The following is an 11,180-nucleotide window of genomic DNA, read 5'->3' on the forward strand; positions in this document are numbered from 1 at the left end:
CTTCAGTTACTGTAATAATTGCTGTAATGCCTTTGTATATAATAAATGCTCTTGTTTATGAATTTCAGCTTCTGTTGCCTCGCGATTTCCTTCAATGACAGGTACCGCTGCCTGAGCGATAATTGGTCCAGTATCCATTCCTTCATCAACAAAATGCACTGTTACACCTGTTATTTTCACACCATGATTAATGGCTTGTCCAATAGCGTCCTTTCCAGGAAAGGCAGGCAATAGGGACGGGTGAATATTAACAATTCGCTGTGGAAAGGCTGCTAATAATACGTCACTGATTAAACGCATATACCCAGCAAGCACAATCCATTTCACATCGCACTCATGTAAAGCTTCGATAATAGCTGTCTCATATGCTGACTTCGAGACAAACTCTTTTGGATTCAATGCTAACACTGGAATCCCAAAGTTTTCAGCACGTGTTACTACAAATGCTCCAGGCTTATCTGTGACCACTAGTGCGACCTTTGCATGGAGTTCACCACGTTCAATGGCCTCTTGAATGGCTTGAAAATTGCTACCGCTACCTGACGCGAACACGGCTATTTTTGTTGGTGCAGTCATTACACTAAACTCCCATCATGTGAGCCATTAAATACTACTCCGTCACCTTTAATAACACGTCCGATTGTATAAGCCTTTTCACCATTTGCTTCAACTGCAGCGATTACTTTATCAGCTTCAGTTTCAGGCACAGCTATTACAAAGCCAATACCCATGTTAAACACATTATATAAATCTTTATCTTCTAGCTGACCTTTCTCTTTTAGGAATTCAAAGATACGTAATACAGGCCAAGAACCTAAGTCGATTTCCGTTGCTAGTCCTTCTGGCATCATGCGTGGTAGATTTTCATAGAAACCGCCACCTGTAACATGTGCACAGCCATGTACATCTGCTGCCTTTAAAGCTGCTAGCACAGGTTTAGCATATAGCTTTGTTGGCACTAGAAGCGCCTCACCGATTGGGCCTAGATCTTCATAGCCTTCTACAATAGCATCCACAGCATATTGATGGTCTGCAAAGACAATTTTACGCACTAAAGAATAACCGTTTGAATGTACACCACTTGATGCAATTCCAATAAGTACATCGCCTTCTACGATTTCTTCACCTGTCACGATAGCAGACTTTTCACATGCGCCTACTGCAAAGCCAGCTAGATCATATTCATCTTCTTCATAAAGACCAGGCATTTCCGCAGTTTCTCCACCTATTAGAGCCGCACCTGATTGCACACAGCCATCTGCAACACCTTTGACAATTTGTTCGATTTTTGCAGGCTCTGCTTTTCCAAGAGCTACGTAATCTAAAAAGTACAGCGGTTCTGCTCCTTGAGCAACAATATCATTTACACACATTGCTACACAGTCCACACCGATTGTATCGTGCTTGTCTACCATGAAGGCTAGCTTTAGCTTTGTTCCAACACCATCTGTCCCCGAAATAAGAACAGGTTCTTTAAGATTCAGTTCTGACAAGTCAAACATGCCACCAAAACCACCAAATGTCCCCATTACACCTAGACGGTTCGTACGTTCAACATGAGACTTCATTCGTTTTACGGCTTCATAGCCCGCTTCAATATTTACACCTGCTTGTTCATATGCCTTTGACACGCAGAGTTCCTCCTTATCATCCAAGTCGCCTAAGTTTCCTAGATAGAAATGACTGTAAGACACTAATTTGTTGCGATGTTGTTCTTAACGTAATAATTCTTTTTCATGTGGCAAAATCGTATCCGGAAAAATCTCTGTTGGATATTTGCCTGTAAAGCATGCAAGACAAAGTCCTCGGTTTTCATCTTCGTATGGTCGTGCAATTGTTTCTACCATCCCCTCAACAGAAAGGAATGTCAGAGAGTCTGCACCAATTGCTTCACGAATTTCATCTACATTATGACTAGAAGCAATTAGTTCTTCATGCGTTGATGTATCAATGCCATAATAACAAGGGTTTGTCATCGGCGGTGATGAAATCACAACATGAACTTCCGCTGCACCAGCATCTTTTAGCATTTTGACAATGCGACGAGATGTTGTACCACGAACGATAGAATCATCAACCATTACTACTTTTTTTCCTTTTACGACTTGAACAACAGGTGAAAGTTTCATTTTCACACCACGTTCACGTAGCTCCTGTGTCGGCTGAATAAACGTACGACCAACATAACGGTTTTTAATAAGACCTAATTCATAAGGGATTCCACTTTCTTCTGCAAAACCAATCGCTGCGGAAATACTTGAATCAGGAACACCTGTTACAACATCTGCTTCAATATGCGCACACTCACGAGCAAGCTGTTTACCCATACGTTTTCGTGCCATATGAACGTTAATACCATCAATATCCGAATCAGGACGTGCTAAATAAACATATTCCATCGCACACATCGAACGTTTATCCATATCAGCAAAACGATCTGATTTTACGCCCTCATCATTAATAATGATTAATTCACCTGGTTCTACCGAACGAACGAATTCTGCACCAATTAAATCGAATGCACAAGTTTCAGAAGCTACCACCCAGCCATCTCCTAGCTTTCCAAGAGATAATGGACGTAAACCATGTGGATCACGTGCAACAAGCATTTCATCCTTTGTCATAATTAAGAAAGAATAGGCACCCTTTAAAAGAGACAGGGCATTTTTCACCTTCGCACGGAATGGTGAATGCGAACTTTTCTTAATAAGATGCGCCAACACTTCTGTATCAGAGCTAGAGTGGAAAATGCTACCTTGTCGCTCTAGATATTGCTTTAAATGTGTCGCATTGACTAAGTTACCGTTATGGGCAATTGAAAGGCTACCAGTTGAGGAGTGGAATAATAATGGCTGTACATTTTCAATACCGCCACCACCAGCAGTCGTATAACGAACATGCGCAATAGCTGCTTTGCCGTTCACTGCTTTTAATTTATCTTCGTTGAAAACATCATTAACTAGTCCTTCGCCTTTCACCGCGCGAAGATGCTGTCCGTCTGAAACGACAATTCCAGCGCCTTCTTGTCCACGGTGTTGAAGAGCATGAAGCCCGTAATAGCTAAGGTGCGCTGGACTTGGGTTACCCCAAATACCAAACACCCCACATTCTTCGTTTAAGCCTCTGAGTTCAGCAAGCATGGGATTGCTCCTTTCCAATTAGAACGGAATTCCTCCACTGTACCTTCTACAAGCACACCTTTGTCCCCGTTGATTTTCACAAGTGCATCGTTTGTTACGACACCAATTTTTTGAGCATCTTTCATGATTTCTACAAATGCTGCAGCATTTTCTTCTTTAACTGTAACAACAAAACGAGATTGACTCTCACTGAATAGCGCTGTTGTTGCAGAGCCTGTTAATGTTACATCCACACCAAGACCGTTAGCGCCAAATGTTGTTTCAGCAATCGCCACAGCTAAACCTCCCTCTGCTACATCATGCGCAGATTGAACAAGGCCTGCTTTAATCGCCTTTAATAAAGATTGCTGACGTGTCGCTTCAACCTCTAAATCAATAGCTGGCGCTTTCCCTGAAATAACACCATTATTTAAAAGTTTTTGAAGCTCTGAACCACCAAATTCTGTTTTTGTCTCACCAATAACAAAGACAAGATCTCCTGCTGCCTTTACATCCTGTGTCGTTACATGTGCTAAGTCTTCAATAAGACCAACCATACCAATTGTTGGCGTTGGATACACCGCTTCGCCTGAACGCTCATTATAAAGAGAAACGTTACCTCCGATTACTGGAGCATTTAATGCCGTACAAGCTGCCGAAATACCATCTGCAGATTTTTCAATTTGCCAGAAGATTTCTGGTTTCTCTGGATTACCGAAGTTTAAGCAGTCTGTAATCGCAAGTGGCGTGCCACCAGTTGCCACGATATTACGAGCTGCTTCGGCTACTGCGATAGCACCACCCACTTCTGGATCTAAATAGATATAACGTGAGTTACAGTCTGTTGTCATTGCCAACCCTTTATTTGTGCCACGTACTCGAATAACAGCAGCGTCAGAGCCTGGTTTAACAACTGTTGATGTACGTACCTGATAATCATATTGATCGTATACCCATTCTTTAGAAGCAATTGTTGGTGCTTTTAATAAAGCAATGAGTGTTTCTTTGTAATCAGTCACAGCAGGTTCAGTGTTTTCGATTGCTTGGAACTGAGCATAGTATGCAGGTTCTGCAGATGGTTTATGATAAACAGGTGCATCTTCTGCTAATGCGTCTGCAGGTACCTCTGCAACTACTTGTCCTTTGTGTAGCAGACGAAGCATTTTATCATCTGTAACGCGACCAATCGCTACTGCATCTAAATCGTATTTATCGAAAATCGCTTTAATTTCATCTTCGCGACCTTTTTTCACAACTAAAAGCATACGTTCTTGAGACTCAGACAACATCATTTCATACGCTGACATTCCTGTTTCACGCTGAGGCACTAAGTCTAAGTTCATTTCTACACCAGAACCAGCCTTTGAAGCCATTTCTGCTGAAGAAGAAGTAAGACCAGCTGCACCCATATCTTGAATACCAACTAGAGCATCCGATTTTACAACCTCTAAACAAGCTTCAAGTAAAAGCTTCTCCATAAATGGATCTCCAACTTGTACTGCTGGACGTTGGTTTTCTGATTCCTCAGTTAATTCCTCAGAGGCGAATGTTGCACCATGAATACCATCACGGCCTGTTTTCGCTCCAACATACATCACTGTATTACCTACACCAGCAGCAATGCCTCGTTGAATATCTTTATGATCAATTAAACCGACACACATAGCATTCACTAGAGGATTACCTTCATAGCAAGGATCAAATTGAATTTCGCCACCTACTGTTGGGATTCCGATACAGTTACCATATCCTGCGATTCCCGCTACTACTTCTTCAAATAGATATTTACCACGTGCTGACTTTAATTCACCAAAGCGTAATGAGTTTAACATAGCGATTGGACGTGCACCCATTGAGAAAACGTCACGGATAATACCACCGACACCCGTTGCAGCCCCTTGATAAGGTTCTATTGCAGATGGATGGTTATGCGATTCCATTTTAAACACTACTGCTTGTTCGTCACCAATATCAACAATACCTGCACCTTCACCTGGTCCTTGTAATACCTGTGGCCCTTTAGTAGGGAATTTACGTAGTACTGGCTTTGAATTTTTGTACGAGCAGTGTTCAGACCACATTACTGAGAAAAGACCTGTCTCTGTCCAGTTAGGTAGACGTCCTAAAATAACTTCTACCATTGCAAATTCTTCGTCTGACATCCCCATTCCAGCGTATAGCTTCTCATCTTTAATCTGCTGTGCTGTTGGCTCAAACTTAGTTGTTGACATGATTTTCCCTCCACTGCTTCACGATTGATTTAAATACTGCTAGACCGTCTGCGCCGCCCACCAGTGCATCAACAGCTCGCTCTGGGTGTGGCATCATCCCTAATACATTGCCGCGCTCGTTTATAATCCCTGCGATATCTTCTAAAGAACCGTTTGGATTGTCACCTGAGTATGTGAATACGATTTGATTATTATCTTTTAGTGATTGTAAAGTTTCCTCGTCACAGTAGTAGTTACCTTCACCATGTGCGATTGGAATATTGATGATTTGACCTTGCTCATATTGATTTGTGAATAATGTATTGTTGTTTTCAACTTTAAGCTGCACTGTACGGCACATAAATTTTAAGTTTTTATTGCGCAATAAAGCTCCTGGCAATAAACCTGCTTCCGTTAGGATTTGGAAGCCATTACATACACCTAATACAGGTTTACCAGCATCTGCTGCCTTCTTAACTTCTGTCATAATGTTAGATTGATTAGCCATTGCACCACAACGAAGATAATCCCCATAGGAGAATCCTCCAGGTACTAATACACCATCAAAACCACTTAGATCTGTTGCTGTATGCCATACATATTCTACTTCTTCACCTAGCTCGTCTTTAATCGCATGATACATATCGATGTCACAGTTTGACCCAGGGAATACGAGTACTGCGAATTTCATGATTAAATAGCCTCCTCGACTTCGTAACGGTAGTCTTCAATTACAACGTTCGTTAAAACCTTTTCACACATTTCTTTTACTAGAGTATCAATGTCACGTTCTGAATCTTTAATTGATAGTTCAAGATATTTACCGATACGTAAATCTTCTACTTCACCGTAGCCCATCTTAGCTAAAGAACCTTGTACTGCAGAGCCTTGAGGATCAAGAATACTCTCACGTAATGTTACATAGATTTTTACTTTTTTCATTGTTATTTGCCTCCGAGTCTAGAAAGTATAATAGTATAAACTTCAGTTAAATTACCAAGGTCACGACGAAAAACATCTTTGTCTAACTTTTGCTTCGTTGTTGCATCCCAAAGTCGGCATGTATCTGGTGAAATTTCATCTGCCAATAATACATGACCATCCATATCACGGCCGAATTCTAATTTAAAATCAATCAATGTCACATTGACATCTGCAAAGATCGGCTGTAGCACTTTGTTAACGGCTAATGCACCATCATAAATAGCTGTTACTTCAGTTGGTGTGGCAAGTTCAAGAACATCAATATGTTCTGTCGTAATAAGTGGGTCGCCTAAATCATCGTCTTTATAATAAAATTCAACGATTGGTCGTTTTAAAGGTGTCCCTTCTTCAAGACCTAGACGCTTTGCTAAACTTCCAGCAGCAATATTACGAACAACTACCTCAATCGGAATAATTTCTACTTTTTTTACAAGTTGTTGTGTATCGGATAATCGTTTTACGAAATGTGACGCAATTCCGTTAGCTTGTAATTTTTCGAAAATTAATGAAGTAATGCGATTATTTAAAATGCCCTTACCTTCAATTTCCTCTTTCTTTTCACCATTGAATGCTGTTGCACTATCCTTGTACTCAACAAGTAGCACATTTGGCTCCTCTGTTGTGAACAATTTTTTTGCTTTACCTTCATACAAAAGTTGACCTTTAGTCATTTCGTTTTCCCCCTGATATTATGAGATACGCTTGTAATAATGTTCAGAATTGAACCGTATCTCTACGATTCAACTCTGAAACTTTTACTGGTGGCTCTAACATTTATTATTAGATGGCTAAATAAATATTAGTTAAGTCCTAGTCGTTCAAAAATCATATCAACATGCTGTAAGTGGTAGTTGTAATCAAAACAATCATCCAACTCTTCTTTTGTTAAATAAGATGTGATTTTTTCACTTGCATCGACTAATGTACGGAACTGAACTTGCTCGTCCCAAGCCTGCATTGCTAAAGGTTGTACTGTATCATAAGCTTCTTCACGTACTAGTCCTTTATCAATCAATGCTAGTAAGATGCGTTGAGAATAAATAAGACCAAATGTACGATCCATATTACGTTTCATGTTCTCAGGGAATACTGTTAAGTTTTTCACAATATTACCGAAGCGATTTAGCATGTAGTTAAGAGTAATTGTTGCATCCGGTAAAATAACACGCTCAGCAGATGAATGTGAAATATCACGCTCATGCCATAAAGCTACATTTTCATAAGCAGTCACCATATAACCTCGCATTAAACGAGACATACCAACCATGTTTTCAGAACCGATTGGATTACGTTTATGTGGCATTGCAGATGATCCTTTTTGTCCTTTTGCAAAAGCTTCCTCCACTTCACGTGTTTCAGATTTCTGTAGTCCACGAATTTCTGTTGCGAATTTTTCAATTGAAGTAGCGATTAAAGCTAATGCACCTAAATACTGAGCATGGCGATCACGCTGTAAAGTTTGTGTGGAGATCGGTGATGCTGCAAGTCCTAATTTATCGCAAACATATTGCTCAACACGAGGATCGATATTGGCATATGTTCCAACAGCTCCAGACATTTTTCCTGTTTCAATTACTTTGGCAGCTGCTTCAAAACGTTCAAGGTTACGCTTCATTTCCTCATACCATAAACCAAGTTTCAAACCGAAAGTTGTTGGTTCAGCATGAACACCATGTGTGCGTCCCATCATAACTGTATGTTTATGTTCTTTTGCCTTAGTAGCAATAATATCAATGAAATTTACTATATCTTTTCGTAAAATATCATTTGCTTGTTTGATTAAATAAGAAAGTGCTGTATCTACTACGTCCGTAGAAGTTAAACCATAATGTACCCATTTGCGCTCTTCTCCAAGTGTTTCAGAAACAGCACGAGTAAAGGCTACAACGTCATGACGAGTTTCTTGTTCAATTTCTAATATACGATTCACATCAAATGAAGCATTTTCGCGAATTTTAGCAACATCCTCTTTAGGGATATCTCCTAACTCTGCCCATGCTTCACAAGCTAAAATTTCAACCTCTAGCCAAGCTTGGTATTTATTTTGTTCTGTCCAAATTGCACCCATTTCGGGTCTTGTGTAACGTTCAATCATCGCGTATCTCCTTCTATTCTGACCAAATGCCAGAACTCTCGATTTGTTGTAGTGTAGCTTCTAAGTCTTTTGTCATAATCGTCACATGGCCCATTTTACGGTTGACCTTAGCTTCAGCTTTCCCATAAAGATGTATGGACCATTCAGGATATTTAGCAATTGAGTTACTGAGTGGCACGACATGCTGCCCTAATACATTGACCATAATGGATGGTGCCCATAGTTGTGGCTTACGTAACGGCCAGCCACAAACAGCACGAATATGCTGATGGAATTGTGAAACATTACATGCTTCAATTGAATAGTGACCAGAATTATGAGGTCTTGGTGCTAATTCATTGATAACAATACTACCATCTTCTAATACAAACATTTCTACCGCTAGCGTTCCCACTAAATGTAAATAATCTGCAATTTTCAAAGCTTCTCGTTCTGCAGCTTGAGCTGTGCTTTCAGTTATGCGAGCAGGTACTATTGTCTCGTGAAGAATATGATGAACATGAATGTTCTCTCCAACTGGCTGACAATACGATTCACCATGACCATTTCTTTGAACAATGACCGATACTTCCTTTACGAAAGGAACAAATCCTTCTGCAATACATTGCGAATGCGTGAATAATTCTTTCGCTAAAGGCAAATCTTCAGTTGATTTTAAAAGCTGCTGTCCCTTGCCATCATAACCACCTCTTGCTGTTTTGACTATACAAGGATAACCAATCGAATCAATATTGGCTACTAATTCTTCATAAGTTTTTGCAACAATATATGGTGCTACTGGGCAACCAGCTTTCACAATAGCTTCTTTCTCTGTTATACGGTTTTGTGTAATACGTACCAACTCTGCTCCTTGAGGAACATAAGCCATTTGTGATAAACGCTTTAAGCCTTCATAATCAATATTTTCAAATTCATATGTGATAATATCACTTACTTCTGCAAGTTCTTCTAAAGCAGCTTCATCATCATATGGAGCTACAATGCGAATATCTGCTACCTGCCCACAAGGTGAGTCCATTGCTGGTTCAAGAACAGCCACTTTAAAACCTGACTCCTTTGCAGCAAGTGCCATCATTCGACCAAGTTGCCCTCCGCCTATAATGCCTATCGTTTGTCCAGGATAAATAATCTTCGTCACACTAAGTCACCTGTACTTTCTAATACTTGCTGCTTTGTTGCTTCACGTCTAGCATCTAATTTATTAGCAAGCTCCGCATCTGTTGTTGACAAAATTTGAGCTGCAAGTAACCCTGCATTAGTCGCTCCTGCTTTGCCAATCGCTACAGTAGCTACAGGTACGCCACCAGGCATTTGAACGATGGATAATAGTGAATCAAGTCCATTAAGTGCACGGGATTGAACTGGTACACCGATGACAGGTAATGTTGTTTTAGCTGCCACCATTCCTGGTAAATGTGCAGCACCGCCTGCTCCAGCAATAATTACTTGTATTCCTCGCTCGCGAGCTGCCTCTGCATATTCAAACATTAAATCAGGTGTACGATGTGCAGATACAACTTTCTTTTCGTACGGTACTTGTAATTCATCTAAAATATCACATGCATGTTTCATTGTTTCCCAGTCACTTGAACTACCCATAATGACACCGATTTTCGGATTCATAAATTGTCGCTCCTTTTAAACGATAGAAAAATGATCAATTATTTATTGTGCTAGCCTCTATTTTGAATAGCTACTGCAATTCTTATTTACAAAGAAAATCCCCAAATAAACTACTCTCTACCAGTACACGTGAAAGCAGTTTACTTGAGGATTATTCGGACAAGATCGTCTCCATGTACATAGCTGTACAAAGACCTTCTCACCATACGCCAAAAGTGCTTTCCCGCATAGTCCAGCATTTACGGTGCCGGGTAGAGACACTAGAGCCAATCCTCTAGCATATATGTGGGATCTATTTGTTTTTCCTTCTCACATTTTAACAAGGGATTGTCTTATCGTCAATCCAAAAATGCGAACATTTTTTATTAGGTGAAAAAAAATGTTCGGTTTTTAGTCAAAATCATTCGATATCTTGAGCAGGTATACCTTTAAACTGAATTTTTTGGCGCAAATAAGCTGGCTCACCATCTACGATATGAAAAAGTGGCTCTTCTTTTCGTCCTATGACCATAAAGCCATCTTTCCGCATTCTTGCCAAGCAATCCTCGATTGACTCGTTTTCCTGTACCTCATACCAAATTTGCTTTTTTCCCAACTTTTTCTTCCTTTCCATTGTACATATTCATTCACAACCAATTTGTAATTCATTATACCTTTTGTTGCTTACAGAAGTATGTAAGAACTTAAATAAATAGAAAAAACTGCAGAATTCCTCTCCGCAGTTTTGATGAATGCTCATGGAACAAAAAATGCCTTTAAATAGATACAAAAAAATAATAGCAGTAGGAACAAATGAAGGACAACAAGAACCATACGATATCCTTTGATGCCAAATAGGGCACTGGTGATGCCTAAACCACCTAAAATAAACGGCATAAACATATTTACACGATAGAGAAATGTAAAAAAGTTTCCATACCATTTGGTTGAATCATAGCCAAACATAAAGAATATAAGTAGTAGACTTGAGATCGAAATCGCAGAAAAAATGTTCTGCCTCATTTTGATTCCTCCATTATTAAATCCAGAATGTATCTAGACGAAAGAAATTTCCTTTAAATCCACTTGTAAATATTAAATATATTATAGCATTTTATGAATAGTTCACAAAATAAAAAAAAGCCATGGAATACATCCATGACTTTTTAA

Annotated in this window: 12 protein-coding genes and 1 riboswitch; all 12 genes read right to left on the reverse strand. The window is 39.7% G+C overall.

Annotation, left to right across the window (positions count from 1 at the left end):
* Positions 1-6: 6 nt before the first annotated feature.
* Complete coding sequence (gene purN / locus AC1RFD_RS19725; protein ID WP_004225729.1) at positions 7-576, reverse strand: phosphoribosylglycinamide formyltransferase; 570 nt, start codon at positions 574-576, stop codon at positions 7-9.
* The gene (gene purM, locus AC1RFD_RS19730; RefSeq protein ID WP_048394892.1) at positions 576-1,631 is read right to left on the reverse strand and encodes a phosphoribosylformylglycinamidine cyclo-ligase; all 1,056 of its coding nucleotides are present in this window, start codon (positions 1,629-1,631) and stop codon (positions 576-578) included. The genes purN and purM overlap by 1 nt, the downstream gene beginning before the upstream one ends.
* An 84-nt stretch (positions 1,632-1,715) precedes the next feature.
* Positions 1,716-3,140, reverse strand: a complete 1,425-nt coding sequence (gene purF, locus AC1RFD_RS19735) for an amidophosphoribosyltransferase (RefSeq protein WP_048394893.1) — start codon at positions 3,138-3,140, stop codon at positions 1,716-1,718.
* Positions 3,116-5,350: a phosphoribosylformylglycinamidine synthase subunit PurL gene (purL, locus tag AC1RFD_RS19740; protein ID WP_492475206.1), complete on the reverse strand. Its 2,235-nt coding sequence runs from the start codon at positions 5,348-5,350 to the stop codon at positions 3,116-3,118. Before purL ends, purF begins: the two co-directional genes overlap by 25 nt.
* Complete coding sequence (gene purQ, locus AC1RFD_RS19745) at positions 5,337-6,020, reverse strand: phosphoribosylformylglycinamidine synthase subunit PurQ (RefSeq protein ID WP_048394895.1); 684 nt, start codon at positions 6,018-6,020, stop codon at positions 5,337-5,339. Before purQ ends, purL begins: the two co-directional genes overlap by 14 nt.
* A gap of 2 nt (positions 6,021-6,022) precedes the next feature.
* A complete protein-coding gene (purS, locus tag AC1RFD_RS19750) occupies positions 6,023-6,271 on the reverse strand; it encodes a phosphoribosylformylglycinamidine synthase subunit PurS (RefSeq protein ID WP_004225741.1) in 249 nt (82 codons plus the stop codon).
* Positions 6,272-6,273: 2 nt separating this feature from the next.
* The gene (gene purC, locus AC1RFD_RS19755; protein ID WP_048394896.1) at positions 6,274-6,984 is read right to left on the reverse strand and encodes a phosphoribosylaminoimidazolesuccinocarboxamide synthase; all 711 of its coding nucleotides are present in this window, start codon (positions 6,982-6,984) and stop codon (positions 6,274-6,276) included.
* Between the two features lie 128 nt (positions 6,985-7,112).
* On the reverse strand, positions 7,113-8,408 hold the full coding sequence (gene purB / locus AC1RFD_RS19760; RefSeq protein ID WP_004225746.1) for an adenylosuccinate lyase: 1,296 nt from the start codon (positions 8,406-8,408) through the stop codon (positions 7,113-7,115).
* 13 nt (positions 8,409-8,421) lie between these two features.
* Positions 8,422-9,546: a 5-(carboxyamino)imidazole ribonucleotide synthase gene (gene purK / locus AC1RFD_RS19765; RefSeq protein ID WP_004225748.1), complete on the reverse strand. Its 1,125-nt coding sequence runs from the start codon at positions 9,544-9,546 to the stop codon at positions 8,422-8,424.
* Positions 9,543-10,031, reverse strand: a complete 489-nt coding sequence (gene purE / locus AC1RFD_RS19770) for a 5-(carboxyamino)imidazole ribonucleotide mutase (protein ID WP_004225751.1) — start codon at positions 10,029-10,031, stop codon at positions 9,543-9,545. Before purE ends, purK begins: the two co-directional genes overlap by 4 nt.
* Positions 10,032-10,239: 208 nt before the next feature.
* A riboswitch (purine riboswitch) is annotated at positions 10,240-10,338 on the reverse strand.
* A 93-nt stretch (positions 10,339-10,431) separates the two neighbouring features.
* Complete coding sequence (locus tag AC1RFD_RS19775; RefSeq protein WP_036076850.1) at positions 10,432-10,626, reverse strand: NETI motif-containing protein; 195 nt, start codon at positions 10,624-10,626, stop codon at positions 10,432-10,434.
* A 140-nt stretch (positions 10,627-10,766) separates the two neighbouring features.
* Positions 10,767-11,033 (reverse strand): hypothetical protein, encoded by a 267-nt coding sequence (locus tag AC1RFD_RS19780; protein WP_066038204.1) that lies wholly within the window; start codon positions 11,031-11,033, stop codon positions 10,767-10,769.
* Positions 11,034-11,180: the final 147 nt, after the last annotated feature.

The organism is Lysinibacillus sp. GW823-FHT02G10 (assembly GCF_058797135.1).

Excerpts from the sequence above, each read along its gene's own strand:
- purF (WP_048394893.1), bottom strand. The coding sequence starts at position 3,140 with ATGCTTGCTGAACTCAGAGGCTTAAACGAAGAATGTGGGGTGTTTGGT.
- purE (WP_004225751.1), bottom strand. The coding sequence starts at position 10,031 with ATGAATCCGAAAATCGGTGTCATTATGGGTAGTTCAAGTGACTGGGAA.
- purQ (WP_048394895.1), bottom strand. The coding sequence starts at position 6,020 with ATGAAATTCGCAGTACTCGTATTCCCTGGGTCAAACTGTGACATCGAT.
- purN (WP_004225729.1), bottom strand. The coding sequence starts at position 576 with ATGACTGCACCAACAAAAATAGCCGTGTTCGCGTCAGGTAGCGGTAGC.
- purB (WP_004225746.1), bottom strand. The coding sequence starts at position 8,408 with ATGATTGAACGTTACACAAGACCCGAAATGGGTGCAATTTGGACAGAA.
- purC (WP_048394896.1), bottom strand. The coding sequence starts at position 6,984 with ATGACTAAAGGTCAACTTTTGTATGAAGGTAAAGCAAAAAAATTGTTC.
- AC1RFD_RS19780 (WP_066038204.1), bottom strand. The coding sequence starts at position 11,033 with ATGAGGCAGAACATTTTTTCTGCGATTTCGATCTCAAGTCTACTACTT.
- purL (WP_492475206.1), bottom strand. The coding sequence starts at position 5,350 with ATGTCAACAACTAAGTTTGAGCCAACAGCACAGCAGATTAAAGATGAG.
- purS (WP_004225741.1), bottom strand. The coding sequence starts at position 6,271 with ATGAAAAAAGTAAAAATCTATGTAACATTACGTGAGAGTATTCTTGAT.